Below are 21,631 nucleotides of genomic sequence, written 5' to 3'. Positions count from 1 at the left end.
ATTTGCACATTTATATGTTTTATTTCAGATAATTATAAATCATTCCCTCATGGAAGGGAAGGGTGGAGAAATAGAAGCCAAAACCCTTGTATATAGCGCAAATACGAAAATATAATCTATATTTTGTCCACTAATCCGGTTAAAATAAGTGTTAATCAGTTCACATATATTTGAAATATACCATTGAAATGTCATGTAACCGCTTTTATAATCCTATTATACCTAAATTGATTCAATACTTCATGAACCTAATTAACCATTTGAACAGGAAAGGTGGAGTTCAGTTTGGAAAAGTTAAGCAATGTGAAGAGGTTTAAGTGGAAACGGTTGGCGTTACCGGCATTACTTGTGATGGTATTACTGCTGGCAGGTCAGTCAAAAGCTTTGGCGGCATTCTGGAATCTGACCGGAGATACCGCTGTTCATGATCCGTCGATTATCAAAGAGGGCAATTCCTGGTACACCTTTTCAACCGGCCCGGGCATTCAAGTATTGAAATCCGATAATGGATCGTCCTGGTATCGTGTTCCACAGATCTTCTTAAGTAAGCCATCCTGGTGGGCTTCTGCCGTTCCGGGACAAAGCGGATTGGATGTATGGGCACCGGATGTAGAGCAGTATAACGGAAAAGTATGGCTCTATTATTCAATCTCCACCTTTGGCTCCAATCGGTCTGCGATTGGTCTTGCGTCTGCGAATAGCATTGGAGCAGGGCAGTGGAAGGACGAAGGATTGGTGCTTCAAACCACGACCGCCAATAATTATAATGCCATTGATCCAAATCTGGTCATTGATGCTTCAGGCAATCCATGGCTGGCCTTTGGTTCTTTCTGGAGTGGCCTGAAGATTGTCAAGCTGGACAAAAACACGATGAAACCGACGGGAAGTATAACTTCCATTGCTGCGCGCCCGAATAACGGAGGTGCTATTGAAGGACCAAGTATTGTATATCGTGGCGGCTACTATTACCTGTTTGCTTCCATCGATTCTTGCTGCCAAGGGGTGAACAGTACCTACAAAATGGTCTATGGACGTTCGACCAGTATAACAGGCCCTTATGTGGACAAAAACGGAGTTAATATGCTGAATGGTGGCGGAACGATATTGGATACAGGCAATGTAAAATGGAAAGGTCCAGGTGGTCAGGACGTGTACAACGGCAATGTCATCGCAAGACATGCCTATGATGCAGAGGATAATGGCAATCCGAAATTGCTGATTAATGACTTGCTTTGGGACTCGAGTGGCTGGCCGAAATATTGATTTATTTTATATAAATATAAAATGTTTTATAAAAGTGTTGACTAAAGTGATCTGGATTTGATAAATTTAACAACAGAAATCTTATTTCATCCAATTGAATACGGTTACAAGTCCAGATCAGGAGGGGTTCAGATGGTAAAGAAAAAGAATTGGGTCACATTTATGCTTCTTATGCTGGTAAGTGCGCTGGTACTCGCAGGTTGCGGAGGAAGCAGCGGTGCAAGTGGGGACAAGGAGTTAACGTTTATGTTCCGCGGCGGTACTGATGAGCAGAAAGCATACCAAGCGGTGGTCAAGAAATTCGAAGAAGATCATCCGGGTGTGAAAGTCAAAATTATCGTAACGGCTGCGGATCAATATGCAACCAAGCTAAGAGCGGCAATTACAGGCAACAGCTTGCCTGACGTATTTTATATCAATCCGGGTGACGTGAAAGCGTATGTGAACAGCAATGTGCTGATGAACCTCACTTCGTATATTGAAAACAATCCGGATGTTGATCTCGATAATATCTGGAAATACGGCGTGGACCTGTATCGTTATGACGGCCAAATGGCAGGTCAAGGTGATATCTACGGTATGCCGAAGGATCTGGGGCCATTTGCACTGGGCTACAACAAAACGTTGTTTGAAAAAGAGGGCATCCCACTCCCTGACAAGGATAAACCATACACATGGGAAGAGTTCATCAAGGTGAACCAGCAAGCGACCAAGGATACCAATGGAGATGGTAAACCGGATGTATACGGTACTGGATTCAACGTACAGTGGGCACTGCAATCCTTTGTATGGAGTAACGGTGGGGATTGGTTGGATGAGACCAAAACAAAAGTAACGATTGATGATCCAAAATTCGCTGAAGCACTGCAATTCTTCGCGGATATGCAGAACGTATACAAAATTACACCTTCCATTGAGGAAGCGCAAACATTGGATACGTATCAACGCTGGATGAAAGGTGAAATGGCTTTCTTCCCTGTAGGCCCATGGGATATGAGTACATTTGAGAAATTGCCTTTCGATTATGATTTGCTGCCATTCCCTGCGGGATCAACTGGCAAATCGGCAACGTGGATCGGATCTCTGGGAATCGGAGTATCCGCGAAAACGAAACATCCAGAAGAAGCAGCAGCATTGGTGAACTACCTTACGGCTTCGAAGGAAGGCATGCAACAACTGGTAGATGCCAAGGTACAAATTCCGAACTTGCTTGATATGGCAGACGAGTGGGCCAAAGATACATCCACGAAACCAGCCAACAAACAGGAATTCATTGATATTGTTGAAGATTACGGCCGGGCTCTGCCAGGTAACTACACGTACAATGCGGAATGGTATGACCTGTTCTTCACGGACATCCAGCCGGTATTGGATGGCAAGATTACAGCCGCAGACTATGTGAAGCAGCAACAACCGAAAATGCAAAAACTGCTCGACAAAGCGGTAGAACAAGAAAAGAAATCTCAGAAATAGTAGATAGGAAAGGGTGATGCCGGCAGCCTGCAATCATGCTGCTGGCATCATTCGTATTGGAACTTATTGGATTCCATACGGGCATGTGGCATTCGTTGATCGACAAGGTTCAATCGAAGAATGCCACATGCTGATACTAGAAACAGGGGTGAACGCCGTGATTACGAAATCGAGTTTGTATCGCAAAGAGATGCTGTACGGATATCTGTTTATTTTACCTCCGATTCTTGGATTGCTGATCTTTGTCATGTTCCCGTTCCTCTACTCCCTTTATGGTTCCTTTACGGATTGGGACGGACTGGGACAGATGAACTTTATCGGTTTGGCCAACTTCAAGGATTTGCTCACGGATGACCTCTTTTACAAAGCGATGTTTAATACATTCTTCCTGATGCTTGGTATTCCAATTGGATTGTTGCTCGCATTATTGCTGGCAATGGGTCTGAATCGTAAAATTCCCGGCACGACGACATTCCGTGTGATCTATTACATTCCGGTTATTTCTTCCCTCGCTGCGGTGTCCATCATGTGGAACTGGGCGTACAACGGGGATTACGGTCTGGTGAACCAGTTCCTTGACCTGTTTGGGATTAAAGGTCCTAACTGGCTAGCGAACAAAGACACGGTTAAACCGGCTTTGATTATTATGACGGTGTGGAAAGGCTTGGGATACACGATGTTGTTGTACCTGGCAGCACTGCAAAGTGTATCACGTACATACTACGAGGCGGCTGAGCTGGATGGAGCGAACGGGTTCCAAATCTTCCGCAATATCACCTGGCCTATGGTGAAGCCAGTTACCTTTTTCCTCATTGTTACAAATATCATTGGCGGTTCCCAGATCTTCACCGAGATGAACATTATGACACCTACGGGTGGTCCTGAATACTCTTCGGCATCAATCGTTTTCTACATCTGGCAGAAAGCCTTCAGTAACTTGCAGATGGGTTATGCCTCAGCGATGGCCATGATTCTTGGTATTTTCATTTTTGTCATTACCCTGGTGCAATTCAAAATGAACGAAAAATCAGCCTATGATGGGGATTGATTGTCAAGGAAAGGAGTGAACCGGAGATGTCTTACAGTCAAAAGAGGAAATTAACGAACTCTATCATCTTTATCGTACTCGCGATTGGTGCGATTGCGATGATTGCACCACTGATCTGGATGTTGTCCACTTCATTGAAGGAGAAGCAGGATGTGTTCGCGCTTCCGCCTGTGTGGATACCTGAAGTATTCCAATTTGGAAAGTATAAAGAAATCTGGGAAGCCGGTCCCCTACTCAGCGGGATCAAAAACAGCCTCATCGTTGCGGTGAGTGTAACGGTGGTGGGTACGTTTACGTCCAGTATCGCTGCCTTTGCTTTTGCCAAATTAAGATTCCCGCACAAAAACAAACTGTTTCTCGCGTTGCTGGCATCCATGATGATTCCTTATCCAACAGTCATGATCCCGCAATTCATCATGTTTGCAAAGCTGGGCTGGGTGGATACGCTGTTACCACTGATTGTTCCTGGCCTGTTCGGTAACGTAATCATGATCTTCTTCCTGCGCCAGTACCTGCTTAGTGTACCTGATGCAATTATTGAGGCGGCCAAAATCGATGGAAGTTCCTACTTCCGGCTGTACTCCAGTATTACGTTTCCGCTTATCAAACCGGCGATTGCTGCACAGCTGATTCTCTGGTTCATGGGCATCTGGAACGATTATCTGGCACCGATTATTTATCTGAATTCACCAGAGAAGCAGACGTTACAGCTCGTTATAGCAAACTTTAATGCCACGTATGCGATTCAAACCGATTACCCGCTTATTATGGCGGCGTCGATTGTGGCTCTGTTACCTGTATTAATCATCTTCCTGATCTTCCAGAAACAGATTATTGAATCGGTTGCCATTTCGGGAGTGAAGGGATGAACCAGCGGAAGAAATTCCGACGGTGGTCGAATTCAGGAAAAGGAGTGGTTGCTTCCATGTTGTTATTGTTGGTTGTTGGAGCTACTGGTTGTTCTGGAGCAGGAGAAACGGTTTCCCGTCCGGTCTTTCCTGAAGCTCCTCAAGATACTCAGCTGTATGACACATCCATACTGGATGATGAATCCCGTTGGACGGTAAATAATGCGCATGATCCAGCCATTATCAAAACCGATCAGGGATACTATGTCTATTCCACAGACGTTCGTGTAGCAGGAGAAGCGAAACCCGGTGTCATGGTACGCAAATCAGATGATCTGATTCACTGGACATGGGTAGATCAGGCTCTGCCCGGTATTCCGCAAGAAGCGCTGGATTGGACAGGTGCAGTCAATCTGTGGGCACCGGATGTGATCCAGGCTGGCGATACCTATCGGATGTATTATTCGGCTTCTTCTTTTGGCAGTACCCAGTCTGCCATTGGTCTGCAGACATCCTCATCTCCCGAAGGTCCATGGACAGATGAAGGACTGGTTGTGAAAACTTCTGCGAATGAACAGGACAAATTAAATGCCATTGATGCCAATCCCATCGTAGATGCCGAGGGCAATTCGTGGATGGTATATGGTTCATTCTTTGACGGCATCTATATTGCGCCACTCGATCCGGAGACGGGGAAATTCAAGGACGAAGGTTATGGTACACGCATTGCCGCTCGGGATCGTGCTACCGAAGAAGGTGCAGTGGAAGGTCCTTACATTGTGTATAACCCGGAATTCAAAAAGTATTATCTGTTCGTCTCCTATGATTCCTTATTTGAAGATTATAACGTGCGGGTTGCGCGTGCTGATTCAATCACAGGACCGTACACGGACATGAATGGCATGAACATGCTGGATACGGATCATCTGCCGCAATATGAGATCGGCACCAAAATTCTCGGCGGTTATCGCTTCACAGAAGGTGAGGGCTGGGTTGCGCCTGGACATAACTCTGTGTTGAAGGACGGAGACGATTATTACATCGTACATCATGCACGGGGTGAGACGGATAAAAACTGGCCATATCTACATGTACGCAAAATGTTATGGACGAAGGACGGTTGGCCTGTGGTTTCACCTGAGCGTTACGCAGGTGAGACAGCACAGGACATTCCGAAATCCATGATTGCCGGGGAGTGGGAAGGCATGGCGATTGATCCGTCCGTAGACGGGCAAATTCAGGCCGTGCCTTATACCCTAACAAGCAACGGTAAAATTAAAAGCGAAAAAGGTTCAGGAACCTGGACATTTGATGACAAACAAACACTGACGTTGAAGTGGAAAGAAAGCCCATGGGGCGGAGCCTCCATAGAAGAGCTGAAGCTGCTCCCGTCCTGGGACTGGGAGCGAAGCCAGCCCGCGCTGGTGGTAACAGGCCTCAATGACCACGGTGTGGCGGTCTGGGGCAAGCAGATCAGCGCAGCTGAGGAATAAGGAGCGAGCTGCGAGAGAGAAAAGAGACGAGCTGCTGCGCCAAGGTGCACAAGCAGAGAGGGGGAGGAAGGAGCCGCAGGAGCGAGTTTGGCATCCGATTTCAACCGCAGAGAGCGGTAGTAAAAGAAATCGGAGGACAAGAGAGCACCAAGGCTCTACCGCCCCCGAGCGTCCGCTGTGTATGCAAGCTGTCCTATTAAGCTGCGCTAACGCAGATAGACACTTAAGATTCATCTGTGCTGGCCTATGTCTGAGGCCAATCATGCACTAAATATGGGGAGGGTTGACCCTGCGAAGCGGTCGACCCCATAAAACCGAGCCAACAAAAAGGCTCGAAGTGAGGTTGTAACCCGGCGAGCGCGGTAAGAGCGAGCTACCGCTCCGAGGGTGCACAAGCAGTGAGGGGGAGGAAGGAGCCGCAGGAGCGAGTTTGGCATCCGATTTCAACCGTCAAGAGCGGTGGAAAGAGAAATCGGAGGACAAGAGAGCACCAAGGCCCTGCCACCCCCGAACGTCCGCTGTGCACCACCCCAAAAGGGTTTTCGCTTTTTCGCAATTGGGTTACATCCCCAAACTTCGAGCCAAACAACATTTGAAAGGGGAGCATTCCCATGACTGATTCCATTACATTTACTAATCCCATTCTGGAGCAGCGCGCTGATCCGTGGGTGTACCGTCATACAGACGGTTACTATTATTTCTCCGCTTCCGTGCCAGCTTTTGACCGGATTGAGATCCGGCGAGCAGAGACGTTGGAAGAGTTAAGAGATGCTGAGCCGGTAACGGCTTGGACGAAGCGTGACACAGGGCCGATGAGTGCCAACATCTGGGCACCGGAGATTCATTTTATCGATGGAAAATGGTACATACATTACGCTGCTGCTCACACCAGTGAGACCAACGAAGGTCTGTTCGATCATCGGATGTATGTTTTGGAGAACGATTCTGCGAATCCACTCGAAGGAGAGTGGGTAGAGAAAGGGCAGATTTACACACGGTGGGAATCATTCGCGCTGGATGCAACAACCTTTGAACATAAAGGAATCCGCTATCTGGTTTGGGCACAGAAAGATCCTGATATTGTGGGCAACTCGAACCTGTACATTGCCGAAATGGAAAACCCATGGACGCTGCGCGGCGAACAGGTCATGATCTCTACGCCTGAGTACGATTGGGAAATCATCGGCTTTAAGGTGAATGAAGGCCCAGCCGTGATGCATCGGAATGGGCGCTTGTTTATCGGCTACTCGGCAAGCGCGACCGATTACAATTATTGTATGGGTCTGCTCACCGCAGATGAAAATGCCGACTTGCTTGATCCGGCCAGCTGGGTGAAATCACCCGAGCCGGTATTCCAGACTTGTGAAGCGAACGGCCAATACGGTCCTGGCCATAACAGCTTTACGGTGTCGCCGGATGGCAAGACCGATATTCTGATTTATCATGCGCGTAATTACAAAGACATCGAGGGTGACCCCTTGTATGATCCGAACCGTCACGCCCGTGCTCAAGTGATTCGTTGGCGTGAAGATGGCACACCTGACTTCGGTGTTCCGGCACCGGATGGCAGCGCAGTAGCGGAAGCAAAATAAGAGGTCGTGTAACCTTTCATACGAGAGCCCTTAGTTAGCGAGTAATGCTGATTAAGGGCTCTTCTGTATGTGAACGATAAGATAGAATGGCCTGAACATATGTGTCCTGGACACAAAACAAAGCAACCACAACGATGATTTCTGCGTATGAGAAAGATACAGATTACGATGCAGAACCTATTAGGAGGATCATATATGGATTCACGCGAGACGTTGGACAAGGAACTTGAACAGATTTTAAAATGGGAGAAACAACAGAAAGACTTGTTTATTTGGGATAAAATCGGGCGTTTGCCCTTTGCGATGTTGGATAAAGTGATGCCTAAAGCGCTGAAACAGAAGATCGGAGATTCCCTGAACGATGTGGGTCAGTATGTGCAGAATGGAGGCAAGTTCCTCGTACAAAAGAAAAAAGTAGCTAAGCTGCTGCAAGAGGAAGCCGAGAGGTCCGGTTATTCCATGATGGATACGACCTATCGTCTGGAGCAGGATGCTGAAGCGGAGGGGACAGCGAAGATTCATAGTGTAGAGAATCTGCCACTTAAGGTACTGGACCAGGTGGCGGATAACATTACTGACAGTCGAACGAAGTTTGCCGCGGCACAGGGAGCAGCTACAGGGTTTGGTGGCATTGTAACCATTGCAGCAGATATTCCGATGGTGATGGGGCTTTCTCTGAAGGTACTGCAGGAGATGGCACTATGTTACGGGTATGATCCGGATGAACCGCTGGAGCGCATCTTTATTGTCAAATGTCTGCAATTCTCTTCCGCTGATATTGTAGGTAAGAAAGCGATCATTGAAGAACTGGCCGCTTATGATGATCCCGACAAACCTATTGAAGTAGTATCGCAGATGCAGGGATGGCGGGAAGTGTTTAACTCCTACAGTGAATCTTTTGGCTGGAAGAAGCTGTTCCAACTCGTGCCGATTGCAGGCATGGTGTTTGGTTCGGTGAGCAACAAAAATACAATTCGGGATGTAGCCGAAGCAGGTAAAATGCTGTACAAAAAACGGCTGATCCTTCAGCGTTTGAAGTAATATTACAGAAGAAGTAATATTAGAGAAGAATATTTATATTGAAAGAGATGAATTTGATATGTTAAACAAACAGGGTTTCTATGATCTTTTAGATCGCAATAATATCGTTTACGAAAGTATTGAACATCCCGCAGTATACACGATGGAGGAAATATTCTCTTATCAGATTCCACATACAGAACGTATCGTTAAAAATCTGTTTCTGCGTGATGACAAGAAGCGCAACTATTATCTGGTGACGATTGCTGGAACGAAGTCCGTTGATTTGAGAAGTTTAAGCGAAAAGATACCTAGCCGCAAATTAAGTTTTGCCAGTGAAAAGGATTTGTTGGAGTTACTCGGATTGGAAAAAGGGCACGTCAACCCTATGGGGGTTCTCAATAATATTCAGAAAAACGTGACCGTAGTTTTTGACAAGGATTTAGTTGGTCAGAAAATTGGAATTCATCCCATGGAGAATACGGCAACGGTATTTCTTGAATTTGAATATGTGAAGGAACTAATTACAGCTCAAGGTAGCAACGTTGTCATGTGTGACGTTGAATAATACGTTTGATGCTAAATACGAGAAAAACAAATATAAAAAAGGGTTCCTGCCAGTCTGTGAATACAGAGTTGGCAAGAACCCTTTTGTTATGGTTCAAACATTTTATATAGACTGCAAATGTAGGTGACTAAAGTGAAATCTAACGAACTCAGCAGACGCTACTGGGCGATATTTCACTAATCCCGATTTCTAAAGAATCTCAGACACGTTATTTCTGCATTTCACACGCACATTCCAAGGTTTTCGGCCTTTTTCTCGGGAATAGCGTTCCTCAGATTCTTTAGATTGCGAAATCGGCAGTATTCGTTCAAATAAGTGCTGTCAGGTTCGTTAGCGCAAGATAACGTCTTATAAGGGCAATGCTGCACGTAAGGATTGGATCTAATATAGAATAAAAAGTGGGCACCTATTGATGTATTTTTTACTCTTCACTACCGTTTTCTTTCGCCCAGATATTGAGTAATTTATCGGATGGAAGCAGGAACGTGAAGATCCCGAGCAGGGGCAGGAAGCTGCACATCTGCATTACGGGTGATACACCGAAAACGTCAATCCAGTTGCCCAGCACGAGTGCGCCCAGACCTCCCATACCAAATGCCAGACCAGTAATTAGACCGGAAACCGTTCCGATTTTGCCCGGAATCAGCATCTGTGCGTACACAACCGTAACCGAGAAGCTGGATAACATAATAAAACCAATAATGGTTAGCAGTACGCCTGTCCAGAACAGATTCGCATAGGGCAACAACAGAGCCAGAGGAGCAGCTCCAGCCATGGACAGGAAGATCAGGTTACGTTTGCCGAATCGGTCCGCAAGAGGTCCTCCGAAGAATGTACCAAGTGCTCCAGCAGCCAGGAACAAGAAGATATAGATCTGCGCGTCCTCTGTGGACAATCCAAAAGTATCTTTCAGATTAAACGCATAAAAGCTGCCGATGGAAGCGATATACCAGGAACGAACAAAGACGAGCAAGATCAATAGCGTGATGGCGGCAGTAATCTTTTTACGTAAAGCAGGATTGGGTGCACGACGGGCAGCAGCTTGTCTACGCAGGTATCCTCCCGATTGCAGCATGCGTCCATACCAACGGGCGATGTAGATCTGAACCGCAATCCCCATGGCAGCAATGCCTGTAAATCCAATGGCACCGAACAGTCCAAACGGGATAAAGATCCAGCGTGTAAGCAATGGGGCAAGGGATTGCCCTGCGTTACCACCGACTTGGAAGATGGATTGTGCCAGCCCGCGGCGCTGACCAGCAGCCATATGCGATACCCGTGAACCCTCCGGATGGAAAGCGGCAGAACCCAGACCCACAAAAATAACGGAAATTAGGACAGCCATGTAACTGTCAGCGAAAGCCAACAGCAACATGCCGGTAAATGTAAAACCCATGCCAATGGGCAGAATGGATGGCGTCGGTTTTTTATCTGCAAACCAGCCTACGACAGGCTGCATAATGGATGCGGTAAAGTTAATAGCAAAGGAGATCCATCCGATCTGAGTATACGTGAGATGCATAGAATCTTTCAGAATCGGAAAAATGGCTGGAATAACCGACTGGATCGAATCATTGAAGAGATGAACCAAACTAATGGCAATGAGTATCCGGTAAACGGTGCTTTGGGCATCCGATCCGGGTGGGGCTTTCGAACGCGCTGCGGCGTCCTTGGTTAAAGTGGATTGAGTAGACATGTACAATTCTCCTTTGGTCGCGGTCACGAGGGATCAGCGCCTGATGTTGTAATATATGCGTGTAAGCATATTGTTACATAATAGGATAGATTGATTGGACCGACAAGGGGAACATGAGAAAACGTACATTTACAAAATAAACGTATTACTTTAGCATCTACTGTAAGAAGACCTATATTTATGTGTAATAAGGATGGAGGAGGGATGGATATGAAATCCTTATCACCTTATGAATCCGCCAAACGTGAGTTGGTGATGACTATTTTGTATATGGTTGTAATAACGTTTCAGGCTATATATGTTGCCCCAGCATCTTTGTCTGTTGCTATCGTCATATTTATCATTTGTCAGTCAATTGGTGTGCTGATGTTGCGACATTACATCAAAAAAGTCAAAAAACTGAAGAATGATCAATCTACTTGAATGCGCTGCGATCCCACTGCATCGAGAGACTGAGTTTCTAAAGGTTTATACTAAAAAGCCGAACTTCTTCAGATTTGAAGAGTTCGGCTTTTGGCATTCTATGATTCTATTTTATACAGAATGGATGAACCTGACGAATTAACGATTATCAATCGTCTCCGGGTACATATCATGGTTCATCATGCGGTGGTCGGCCATCTGCTCGTATTTCGTTCCAGGCTTACCATAGTTCGTATACGGGTCAATGGAGATGCCGCCGCGCGGTGTGAATTTGCCCCATACTTCGATGTAGCGGGGGTCCATCAGCTTGATCAGGTCGTTCATGATGATGTTCACGCAGTCCTCGTGGAAATCACCATGGTTACGGAAGCTGAACAGGTACAGCTTGAGTGATTTACTCTCGACCATCTTCACATCAGGAATGTAACTGATATAGATCGTTGCAAAGTCCGGCTGACCTGTAATTGGGCACAGGCTAGTGAACTCCGGGCAGTTGAATTTCACAAAATAATCGCGGTACGGATGTTTGTTATCAAAGTTCTCCAGGATTCCTGGATCATATTCAAACGTATATTTAACGTTCTGGTTGCCCAGCAACGTCACATCTTGCATTTCATCAGGTTGTCTCATCGGTTATTAAACGCTCCTTGTTTCCGCCAAAGCCCAAAGCCTCGCGGTATATATGAATAGGCCATTTGCCTGTTTAATTCTCTTCATTGTCTGAGGACATCTCGTTCTCATCCTTACATCACGCCGCCCGTTCCACCCATACTGCCCATCAAACGCCGCGTTTGTTGCCCCATACCAGCGTATGAAGCTGTGGAAGCACACGAACATCATTCAGGTCATCGGAGGCACTGACTTGGTCAATCAGCCACTCATAACGAGCAAGAAGTGAGGACGCTAGATCTGGCGTATCAGCGGAAGTCACATCCGGGTTCCCAGTTTGTAAAAATAAATCCGTGCCCGGATACCGCGCATGCACACGGCGGGCATAGTCCAGGTCTGTCTCATCGAAGATCACGATCTTCAGACTATGACTTCGTTCTACCGGGCCAGCGGCCAGCCGTTCGATCAGATCATCCAGCACGGCCCAATCGGTGTCCATGCCGGAGCTGGGTGGCTTAGGCGAGACAGTGACTTCGTCAATGTCCGTCAGCCAAGGCTGCCAGCGGGAGCCTTGTGTCTCCACCGCGGTGCGGATGCCGTTCTCCCGCAGCAGGGCAACCAACCCGCCCAGCGAAGCGAGCAGGGCGGGATTACCGCCAGAGATAGTCACATGGGAGAAACGCGTGCCGCCAACGCGGCGCAATTCTTCCCATACATCCTCCGGCGTAATCATCCGAATCTGGTCCTTGCCACTGCCGTCCCAGGTAAAGGCCGAGTCGCACCAGGAGCAGCGATAATCGCAGCCGGCGGTACGAACAAACATCGTTTTTTGTCCGATGACCATGCCTTCGCCTTGAACCGTCGGACCAAAAATCTCCATCACGGGAATACGAGCCTCTTTGCGAGAGCCCGTCTCATTCACCTGCTGTGTCACACTACTCATCGATCATCCACTCCCGTCTCGCTTCCGCGTAACTGGTGGGTGTCTCGAAGAGTCGGACAAACTCCGTCCGCCCACCATCGGTCAGCCCGGCATAGGGTTCCGTCTGGAGCGCATGTTCCATCTGTTCGAACAGCCAAACGACCATATTTTCAGCCGTAGTATTCATTAAAGGAAGTGTCTCGTTAAGGTACTGATGATCCAGATATCCTTCAATTTGAGTTTTCCATATATCTTTGATATGTCCAAAATCAACTGTCAGCCCGGTTTCACCCGGATAACCGCTGATGCCAAAAATAACTTTATACGTATGACCGTGCAAGTTCTTGCATTTGCCTTCATAACAATGCAGGTGATGTGCTGCGTCAAAGGTGAATTCTTTGCTTACAAGCACACGTTTGCGGTGATAGCGCAGCTGGGTGGGGAGAATATCTTCTCCGATGCGTTGCAGATGCTCTACAATACGGAATGTTCCAGGTTCTCTCATCGTACATCCACTCCCGCCGATTCAGCAGCAGAGCGTTGCTGTACATAGCGATCCAATCCGGCTTTGCGAAGTTTGCAAGCGGGGCAATCTCCGCATCCATCGCCGATCACGCCGTTATAACAGGTCAGAGTACGCTCACGGACATAATCAAAGGCACCTAGATCATCGGCCATCTTCCACGTTTGGGCTTTGTCCAGCCACATGAGCGGGGTGTGAATGACAAATGGATAGTCCATGGACAGGTTAAGCGTCACATTCATCGATTTCACAAATGAATCCCGGCAATCCGGGTATCCGCTGAAATCCGTCTCGCATACACCTGTAACCAGGTGACGTGCTCCTTTTTGCTTGGCCATAATGGCTGCAAAACTGAGGAACAGTAGATTCCGTCCATCCACAAATGTACTCGGCAGTTCGCCTTCTTCATGCGTAATCTCGACATCCGTGCGAGTGAGCGCATTGGGGGCAAGCTGATTTAACAGACTCATATCCAGTACCGTTTGCTGTACGCCCAGATCACGTGCGATCTCTGTTGCACATTCAATCTCTAACTTGTGGCGCTGACCATAATCAAACGTGACGACCTCTACTTCGGCAAACTGTTGTTTGGCCCAGAACAGACACGTGGTACTATCCTGACCGCCGCTGAATACAACGACTGCTTTTTCTTCGTTCAACATAAAAAAACCTCTCTATCTTCTTGAGATCAAACCATGCACATAGGCATAGAGTGTCGGAAGAACAGAGAAGTTCATGAACTGGCATCCATCAAAAAACACACCTTCTCGATAACCGCTTCAAAAAAGCAGGCAAGAGTAAGTGTCCTTAGTTTTTTACGTACATGATTGCATGGTGACCGCAACGTGTACGCAAGACTTATACTGACCATCACATGGTCAAGTCTTATAGAGGGAGTTCGCGAACCTCTCCCATGCCACAGGCATGGATTTTCTTCTTCAATTGTCTGAACCATTATAACATGAAACGGTGTGGTGACCACCCCACTGGAGCATAGTGGCAGCTAATTGGTCGGCTCCATCAACTAACAGCTTATTTGATCAGTTTATTTGATCAATACATTGCCGAAAGGGATCACTTCTTTCAGAATTCGTTTGAACAGTCCCTCATCGTTAAGATCCTGTTCCAAGCGGTGATTCTCACGTCCCGCCTGAAAGAGTACAGATCCATGTCCTGTCATCTTCCAATGATAATTCATATGCTGACTGGCAAGGTTGTTACCATATACGGTGAGTTCCAGATGTGCATTTTCGGGATAGGCAATAATGCTACCAGCATCCACATAGAGCGGCGCTGTTGGGTGAAGTTCCTGTTGGCAGACCTGACCTTGAGTGAGCAATCCGATTTTGCCTTTGCCGGAAAATTTCATTTTCACTGCATCACGGGTGATCAGCATGTTTTTGATTTTCTGAATTTTGGTATGCATGGTTACACCATCAGAGTAGAAGAACAGGTGGCGGAAGTCATAGAGCAGATCACTGTCCTCCGTGAGCTCCACTTCCTTCATCGTGAATCCGGGAGGCAGGGCAGCCACAAATTGGCAAGGTCCGGTGATTTCGGATTTAATCAGCTTCTTTTTGCGATATATGCCCGTGATATTCATGAATTTATCATTGCGACTCCCACTTGGACCGCGGAAGGCCACAATTTGTTGCGGATGCAAAATATGAAGGCGGTCATCTTTAATGAGTGAAAATGTGACGACTTGTCCTGCTCCGCCTGCTTCAGCATTGTTCAGGTGTATGTTCATGCAGTTGCTCCTGTTCTTTTATACTCGGCCCGAACGGCGACGCATTCCCCAGCGCATCACACGAATCAGAACAAAGTAACCCAATATGAGAGAAACGACAGTGATGATCGTCGTCTGAATTCGTTTGGTGGTAGCTGCTTTGGCATTCTGGTCGTCCTGTAATTTACTTACCATTTCAGTGAGTTTCTGGTTCTGAGCCAGCAGTTGTTCGTTCTGGGTCTTAAATGCTTCGACATTGGCCTGGGCTTGTCCCAACTGAGCAGACGTTTGATTTAACTGCTCCATCGTTTGTTTATAACTTTCCTGCAGAGCGTTCACTTCTCCGGGAAGTTCGGAGACTCGCTCCCATCCGCTGTATATATCCGTAAAAATATTGGCACTGGCTGCACTTACTGTCGAAGCGATCGAAACGGTAAATAGAATGCATGTGGTGAATAACACCCGAATGAAATAACCCTGAATGGATTTTGGCATCGTTAACACCTCTTTCTTCGGTTAGATAGATCAATCGCCGAATTCGTCGTCTATTGTTGAAATAGGGCTCTTACATTATACGTCAAAACAGGGACGATGGGTTCAAGATGATATCGTTTTATTACCCGAAATATATAAAATTATTTAGGAACAGGGCTGTTTAGCTTACAAATCTGCGGGGTAATAGAACGATAGGCAAGCATACCGGACCGTTTTACAGATCTTTTACTTCAGTTCCGGGTGCATGCTATTCACAAATGCGCAATTTAATGAACGATACCAATATATCCGATTGAATATAAGATCGTGAACATGAAGGAGTAGAAACATATGTATACAGCAGATCAGAACACATCAACCAAAACAATTATGATCACTGTTAATGGAGAGCCAGTAGGGCGTAAGCTGGTCATTGACAGTGTCACCTATGCACCGGTAAACGAAGCAGATAGTGTACAATATTTACACAAAATGGGAATCGATCATCCTACTGTTTAATTTGGGACTTGTCATAGATAAGTGATTGATAAGCTTGGCATAATGCCAGGCTTTTTCGTCGTTTATTGTCGTATTGAGACGGATTTAGGGATATAAAACTAATATATTGGAAAAATTTAATGAGAACATGTGTTCCGTGACAATATAGTGTCCATTCACCCTGATAACTTAGAAGATAATACACATAAATCGGGGGAGAGACTACCAGTGAACTCAGTCTTTGAAGTATCTTATTCGTGGAATAAAGAGGCCATACCGACAGGGGGAGCCGACCCCGTATATATGATGGTAGAGTGGCGTAACGGTGCCCCTGCCAAAAGACTTAGGAAAATAGCACCCAAAATTGTATCAAGAGATTTGGAACTTTTGCTCAAACCGGAATATGGAGTACAGCTAAAAGGTATCTATGGATGTCGTTCCAAGGAAACGGATATTGGCTGGTTATTGAGGCTTGGGGATATGTACAAGGGAGAAAGTAAACAAATTTTGCTTGAATTCGTCATGGGACCCCGTGTATCAGGAAAAGCTGCCGTATGTTCAGCCTACTGGAGCACAAGGAAGTTGAAGCAAAGTCAACGTGTATTGTTACGAAGAGAACAGTTGTATATTCAGTACACCAGTCATCTGGGCATGCTGCGACAGCCGGAAGATCCCAAGGTGGAGAAGACGATCAAATTAAGTGAAACCGTGCCCCTGATCAAACAAGCCCTGCGCGCCTACGAAAGAGGCCGGGTTCAAGAGGGAAGTAATATGTTACGTCGTCATGCTGATGCCTTGTTAATTGAAGCTGCGCGGAAGCAAGATCTGGACTATTACGCGGAAGCCGAGATCGTTGAAAAGTTGCGTTATCACTATGAGATCACGTTTACAACAGGATATCATGATCGTGAAAAAAAGATATTAGGGGAATAGGGTTGATTTCAGGTGGTAACGGTATAGAGAGAGTCTACATATTTGAAGGTGAAGTTTAGGAGAAGGTCGAATGTATGTATCAATATCATATTAAACAATGGATGGAGTTGTATCAAATTTATTGAAACAACATCGTGGAGGGTCCGGCAAAATGACAGACCGACTAATCCGATTAATGCGCATTATAACGCTGGTGCAGGCGAAGCCAGGCATACTGGCACGTGAGCTCGCCCAGCGATGCGAGACGACGGAAAGGACGATATACCGCGACATGGAGGCCCTCAGTGCAATGCATATCCCGATCGCCAATATGGGACACGGGCAAGGGTACATGTTTATCAGCCAATTTGCCATGTATCCGCTAAATTGGTCTGATGAAGAAGCCCAAGCCTTCATGCATCTTGCTGAAGTTATGGAGAATATTCGTCCTTTGCTGAAACCTGCTTTTGAGAGCGCTTATGAGAAAGTGGTTGCTGCGAGTCAGAAAAACAAAACAGAACGAGTGGAATGGTCGGAGCAAATTAGTGGATTGTTCAAAGCGGGATTGCCCGCATGGCAAAATGAAAACAACGATTCGCAGAATCAATCCATGATTACCCTGCTTCAGGCTGGCATTTCACAGAACACCATTGAAGGGGAGTATCTGTCTCAAGGTAAAAAAGGGATCGTACGTATAGATCCTTACTGTCTTATCCCTCGTGAATACAGATTTGAGCTGTTAGGGTATTGTCACCTGTCGGAGAAACTTCGAATATTTCAGGTGAGCCGGCTGCAAAAGATACGAATATTGCCACGCACGTTTCGCAAAGAGGATTATCTGATGCAATCGCACTTCCGCATTCCTTGGGCATACGAGGGAAGTACGGAGTGGACTGCGTTCAAAATTCGATTTGCACCCCATGCTGTGGAGCGTGTGATGCAGGAGCAATTTTTTTTACGACCCATCCTAACCATTGAACCGGAAGGTAGCCTGTTATTTGAAGCCATATTAAGTGATGTTGACGAATTTCTTGTATGGATATCTAAATATGGACCTGATGCGGAAATTCTCGAACCGGAGATCTGCCGCATCAAGATGAAAGAACGTCTAAACTATTGGCAACAAATGTACAATAAAAGTTGAGATTAGAATGCCACCTATCCTAAGCCAAAACACGATTAAGTACTGTGCTGTGGACGGTTACTCTTTGGTTTTGAAAAGGCTTGCCAGATTGCCAAATGGAGATTCTTTTTCTTCATCTTCTGTGGAGCTGGAATAAACAACCTTGGATGTAATGCCCTCATCATCGGCTGCACAGTTGTTTTCCAGAGTGAAACGGTCAAATTGATGCATAAACACCTTGGCTGTATTGATGGCATCATCCAAGGCACGATGCTGGGTACCATCAAATTCAATTCCGCAGATTTCAAGAGCCTGAGCGAGTCCGAGTTGACGGAACTTACCTTCTTTACGAACGGTGCGGGACCATTGTTGCTGGAGATCGTTATGATTGGTGATCCAGGCCACATCAAGTTGATGGGTGCGACAATGAGAGATCAGTTTGCTGCGGTCATCGGGTCCCCAGGAACACATGTAATAGGGGTCACTTCCCATCCAGGCGATGAATTGATTCAGTGCTGCCGGGAAAAGGGGGGCTGCATCAATATCTTTCTGGGTGATACCTGTAAACTGAATCGTGTCAGTGGACAGAACAGACTTATTGGAAGGACGAACATACGTATGGAACGTATCCGTTACGACCAATCCATCCGCACTTTCCGTAACTTTGACGGCACCGATATCAATAATTTCAGAAGAATAGCGAGTATTGCGGCTTACCGTGAATTCAAGATCATATATGATATATGGCATAGGACAAGCTCCTTTATCGATTAATACCTGTGATAGATTTCTATTTCTCTATATTACAGGGAACGTGCTGCCATGTCAGCCATCGCCAGAGAATTCATTGTAGTCAGGATGAACGAACAGTCCGAGTGTTTAATGAACTTTCTGATGCATTTCCGGTTTTGGTAAGTCTTTACTTCGCCAAAAGTGGTCGTTATAATGAGGAAAGGTAGGGACTTTCCTATGTTTTTGTTTGTATTTATGGCAACATAAAAGTAGAATTTTCCGTCTTATTATCAGAACTTCCTAACACCGTTTGAAGTGTTGGGGAGTTTTTTATTATTTATAGCATGCTCATGCAGGAAAGGAGAAAAAGTTAGTCGGTTGTTGGTATAACACAGGAAAACTAGTTCACGAGTTAAGTTAGTATTATTGAATTTAAAGTACATATGGAGGTTTGTTTCTTTGATTAGTAGAAAATTGAAAATAACAGCAATTATAGCCAGTGTGTTTATTGTTTTAATGAGCGCTGCATATGGTGCATTCTATATTTGGAACAAGAATTATAAATTTAATAATAATTATGTATGGCAGCCTTTGGAGGACGTGCAATCTACACTAAACCTGAAAGATTCCTATAACGTTATTGTAGCCGGAACGGATCCGGAAGGTATTACTGCTGCCTTATCAGCTGCCCGTAATGGGATGCGTGTATTGCTGGTAGAAGCAAGAGATCGCAACATGTTGGGAGGATTGTTGACCGAGGGAGGCCTTAATACACTGGATCTAAATTATTCCCCAGAACAACCGCAGTTATTGAGTAGTTTGCGGCAGCCTGACTTTTTGAACAAAGGTATCTTCCAGGAATGGTTTGACCAGATCGAGGGTAGTTCATTTGATACCAACACAGCGGCTAACATTTTCTATCGGATGGTTCGTTCTGAACCTAACATTGACCTGTTGATGAATGTTAAGGAATTAGTTCCCCTTACTGAACAATCTACGGGAGATCACACGACAATAACGGGTATGAGCATAACTAAAGAAGATGGAACAACTGTTCAGATTTCAACCCGCTCCATCATTGATGCAACGCAAGATGCGGATATTGCAGCCGCTGCAGGAGTTCCATACTCCATAGGTAGACAAGATATTGGAGATGGTAAATCCAAAATGGTCTCTACGCTTGTATTCAAGCTAAGCGGTGTTACTGATGAGGTATGGCAAAAGTTTAGGGAAAGAGAGGGAACCGGGGTTGATAAGATGAGTGCTTGGGGGTACGGTGATGCTCGAAAATATGAATCCTCGAATCCACAACATATTAAGATTCGCAGTCTGAATATCGGAAGACAAAATGATGATACAATCTTGATTAATACGATGCAAATCTTTGGGGTAGATCCGTTAGATCCGATATCTGTGAAAAAAGGTCTGGAAATCGGGCGTAAAGAAGCCCCACTAATTGTTGATTTTCTGAAGAAAAATTATGATGAATTTGCAGGGCTAAAATATGCTGGAACAGCAGACGAGCTTTACGTGAGAGAATCACGTCATATCTATGGCGAGTACCGATTAACATTAGCTGATGTCATGGAAAATCGTGATCATTGGGATGCTATTGGATACGGCTCATACGATATTGATATTCAGAGCACGAGTGTTGGAAATCCCGGCACGATTATGTTGAGTCCGATTCAATATGGTGTACCTTTTCGCTCGCTTGTACCGCTAAAGGTTGATGGTTTGCTCGTCGTTGGACGTGCAGCAAGTTTTGATACAATCCCACACGGTAGTGCAAGAGTTGTCCCACTGGGAATGGCAGAGGGAGAAGCAGCAGGAGCGGCGGTCAAGCTGGCATATATCCATAAGGAGTCCTTCCGCGAACTCTCAACTTCCGAAGAGCGAGCATCTGAACTACGTAAGATGCTGGAGAATCAGGGGATGGATCTGAAAGTACATCGTTTCGAACAGCCTGATTATATCGAGCATAAGGATTACAAGGGATTGCTGGCTGCAGCGAGTATGTATATGACTTCAGGCAATTATAATAACGATGGTTGGGAACTGGATAAAGGAATGAATCCAGAACGATTTTTAAGTAAATTGAAAAGAATGCAAGCGATGTTTCCAGAAGCCTACACAGGCAGTGCCGACCAAGCTCTAGCAAATATGGAGAATGCCGTAACCCTACCTTTAACGTTGGATCAGGCTGCGTATATGTTATGTCTGGCAATGGGATCTTCAGAAACGGAAACTTCACTTGAACAGGCACTTGCTCAATTACAAATGCAAAACTTTATAAGTGCCGACACGCTTGCTGGCATTGCTGACAAGAACAATCTTACAAATGGGGATGCGTTTATGCTCATTCGTGATGTAGTGGAGTATTATTCTGGAGTTGTATTCGACTAATTGGTTGACAATTACTTGTAAATGAACTAATGTGGTCAAAAATGATAACAGCGTTATAACGAGGACATGATTGTGCAATCCAGCTTCAACAGAGAGGGAACAGTGTGGTGCAAGGTTCCTGTAGCTGCTTCATAAATTCCTACCTCGCGAGCTGCGGAAGAGAATGCCCCTACAGGGTTGCAACCTCCGCCGGCAGGGCCCGTTATGCCCCGTAGGACTGCATGTTACAGATCGCAAAGGTTGCGAACGGATTAATTTGCAGTTAAATAAGGGTGGTAC

At 45.9% G+C, this 21,631-nt stretch carries 21 protein-coding genes; 13 read left to right on the top strand and 8 right to left on the bottom strand.

All coding sequences use genetic code 11. The annotated features are described in order from the left end of the window. Positions 1–351: 351 nt before the first annotated feature. The 8 genes from abnA (at position 352) to CXK86_RS17400 (ending at position 9,305) form a co-directional block, all read left to right on the top strand. Positions 352–1,263, top strand: a complete 912-nt coding sequence (gene abnA, locus CXK86_RS17435; RefSeq protein ID WP_076251708.1) for an arabinan endo-1,5-alpha-L-arabinosidase AbnA — start codon at positions 352–354, stop codon at positions 1,261–1,263. A gap of 132 nt (positions 1,264–1,395) precedes the next feature. After that, the gene (locus CXK86_RS17430; RefSeq protein ID WP_036611486.1) at positions 1,396–2,736 is read left to right on the top strand and encodes an ABC transporter substrate-binding protein; all 1,341 of its coding nucleotides are present in this window, start codon (positions 1,396–1,398) and stop codon (positions 2,734–2,736) included. 157 nt (positions 2,737–2,893) lie between these two features. Next, positions 2,894–3,784 carry a carbohydrate ABC transporter permease gene (locus CXK86_RS17425; RefSeq protein ID WP_036611613.1) on the top strand — a complete coding sequence of 297 codons (891 nt, stop codon included), beginning with the start codon at positions 2,894–2,896 and terminating at the stop codon, positions 3,782–3,784. Between the two features lie 26 nt (positions 3,785–3,810). Further along, positions 3,811–4,653, top strand: coding sequence for a carbohydrate ABC transporter permease (locus CXK86_RS17420; RefSeq protein ID WP_036611483.1), 843 nt, complete (start codon positions 3,811–3,813; stop codon positions 4,651–4,653). Positions 4,654–4,709: 56 nt separating this feature from the next. Continuing rightward, positions 4,710–6,125 carry an arabinan endo-1,5-alpha-L-arabinosidase gene (locus tag CXK86_RS17415; protein WP_101314202.1) on the top strand — a complete coding sequence of 472 codons (1,416 nt, stop codon included), beginning with the start codon at positions 4,710–4,712 and terminating at the stop codon, positions 6,123–6,125. Between the two features lie 611 nt (positions 6,126–6,736). After that, entirely contained in the window at positions 6,737–7,717 is a 981-nt protein-coding gene (locus CXK86_RS17410; RefSeq protein ID WP_101314164.1) for a glycoside hydrolase family 43 protein, read from the top strand. A 195-nt stretch (positions 7,718–7,912) separates the two neighbouring features. Further along, positions 7,913–8,758 carry an EcsC family protein gene (locus tag CXK86_RS17405; protein WP_101314163.1) on the top strand — a complete coding sequence of 282 codons (846 nt, stop codon included), beginning with the start codon at positions 7,913–7,915 and terminating at the stop codon, positions 8,756–8,758. A gap of 58 nt (positions 8,759–8,816) precedes the next feature. After that, positions 8,817–9,305 (top strand): YbaK/EbsC family protein, encoded by a 489-nt coding sequence (locus tag CXK86_RS17400; protein WP_101314162.1) that lies wholly within the window; start codon positions 8,817–8,819, stop codon positions 9,303–9,305. A gap of 421 nt (positions 9,306–9,726) precedes the next feature. On the opposite strand, the gene CXK86_RS17395 is transcribed toward CXK86_RS17400, so the two are convergent. Then, a complete protein-coding gene (locus tag CXK86_RS17395; RefSeq protein ID WP_036611474.1) occupies positions 9,727–11,001 on the bottom strand; it encodes an MFS transporter in 1,275 nt (424 codons plus the stop codon). A 210-nt stretch (positions 11,002–11,211) separates the two neighbouring features. On the opposite strand from CXK86_RS17395, the gene CXK86_RS17390 reads away from it, so the two are divergent. After that, positions 11,212–11,424: a hypothetical protein gene (locus CXK86_RS17390; RefSeq protein ID WP_101314161.1), complete on the top strand. Its 213-nt coding sequence runs from the start codon at positions 11,212–11,214 to the stop codon at positions 11,422–11,424. Positions 11,425–11,562: 138 nt separating this feature from the next. Here the strand turns inward: CXK86_RS17390 and queF are convergent, their stop codons facing one another. The 6 genes from queF to CXK86_RS17360 form a co-directional block, all read right to left on the bottom strand. Further along, a complete protein-coding gene (gene queF, locus CXK86_RS17385) occupies positions 11,563–12,054 on the bottom strand; it encodes a preQ(1) synthase (RefSeq protein WP_036668798.1) in 492 nt (163 codons plus the stop codon). Between the two features lie 148 nt (positions 12,055–12,202). Next, positions 12,203–12,976 carry a 7-carboxy-7-deazaguanine synthase QueE gene (gene queE, locus CXK86_RS17380; protein WP_101314160.1) on the bottom strand — a complete coding sequence of 258 codons (774 nt, stop codon included), beginning with the start codon at positions 12,974–12,976 and terminating at the stop codon, positions 12,203–12,205. After that, on the bottom strand, positions 12,969–13,460 hold the full coding sequence (queD, locus tag CXK86_RS17375) for a 6-carboxytetrahydropterin synthase QueD (RefSeq protein ID WP_036611465.1): 492 nt from the start codon (positions 13,458–13,460) through the stop codon (positions 12,969–12,971). Before queD ends, queE begins: the two co-directional genes overlap by 8 nt. Further along, a complete protein-coding gene (queC, locus tag CXK86_RS17370; protein ID WP_076319156.1) occupies positions 13,457–14,137 on the bottom strand; it encodes a 7-cyano-7-deazaguanine synthase QueC in 681 nt (226 codons plus the stop codon). The genes queD and queC overlap by 4 nt, the downstream gene beginning before the upstream one ends. A 386-nt stretch (positions 14,138–14,523) precedes the next feature. Continuing rightward, positions 14,524–15,228, bottom strand: a complete 705-nt coding sequence (locus tag CXK86_RS17365) for an AIM24 family protein (RefSeq protein ID WP_036668803.1) — start codon at positions 15,226–15,228, stop codon at positions 14,524–14,526. Between the two features lie 18 nt (positions 15,229–15,246). Beyond that, positions 15,247–15,702, bottom strand: a complete 456-nt coding sequence (locus CXK86_RS17360; RefSeq protein WP_036611459.1) for a hypothetical protein — start codon at positions 15,700–15,702, stop codon at positions 15,247–15,249. Positions 15,703–16,032: 330 nt separating this feature from the next. Between CXK86_RS17360 and CXK86_RS32110 the strand changes: the two genes are divergently transcribed. From CXK86_RS32110 to CXK86_RS17350, 3 genes are all read left to right on the top strand, one after another. Next, positions 16,033–16,200, top strand: coding sequence for a hypothetical protein (locus tag CXK86_RS32110; protein ID WP_164783260.1), 168 nt, complete (start codon positions 16,033–16,035; stop codon positions 16,198–16,200). Between the two features lie 207 nt (positions 16,201–16,407). Then, positions 16,408–17,112, top strand: coding sequence for a hypothetical protein (locus tag CXK86_RS17355; RefSeq protein ID WP_017690195.1), 705 nt, complete (start codon positions 16,408–16,410; stop codon positions 17,110–17,112). A 151-nt stretch (positions 17,113–17,263) separates the two neighbouring features. Then, positions 17,264–18,235 carry a helix-turn-helix transcriptional regulator gene (locus CXK86_RS17350; RefSeq protein ID WP_036669185.1) on the top strand — a complete coding sequence of 324 codons (972 nt, stop codon included), beginning with the start codon at positions 17,264–17,266 and terminating at the stop codon, positions 18,233–18,235. A gap of 57 nt (positions 18,236–18,292) precedes the next feature. On the opposite strand, the gene CXK86_RS17345 is transcribed toward CXK86_RS17350, so the two are convergent. Then, complete coding sequence (locus CXK86_RS17345) at positions 18,293–18,964, bottom strand: 3'-5' exonuclease (protein WP_017690193.1); 672 nt, start codon at positions 18,962–18,964, stop codon at positions 18,293–18,295. A gap of 441 nt (positions 18,965–19,405) precedes the next feature. Here CXK86_RS17345 and CXK86_RS17340 point away from each other — a divergent pair, with 441 nt between their 5' ends. Beyond that, positions 19,406–21,352, top strand: a complete 1,947-nt coding sequence (locus tag CXK86_RS17340) for an FAD-dependent oxidoreductase (protein WP_257467897.1) — start codon at positions 19,406–19,408, stop codon at positions 21,350–21,352. The last annotated feature ends 279 nt before the right edge of the window (positions 21,353–21,631 follow it).

Origin of the sequence: Paenibacillus sp. BGI2013 (assembly GCF_002843485.1) — a bacterium.
Taxonomy (GTDB): Bacteria; Bacillota; Bacilli; order Paenibacillales; family Paenibacillaceae; genus Paenibacillus; species Paenibacillus amylolyticus.
The sequence above is the reverse complement of the archived record's forward strand: the minus strand, read 5'-3'. Positions and strand labels throughout refer to the sequence as shown.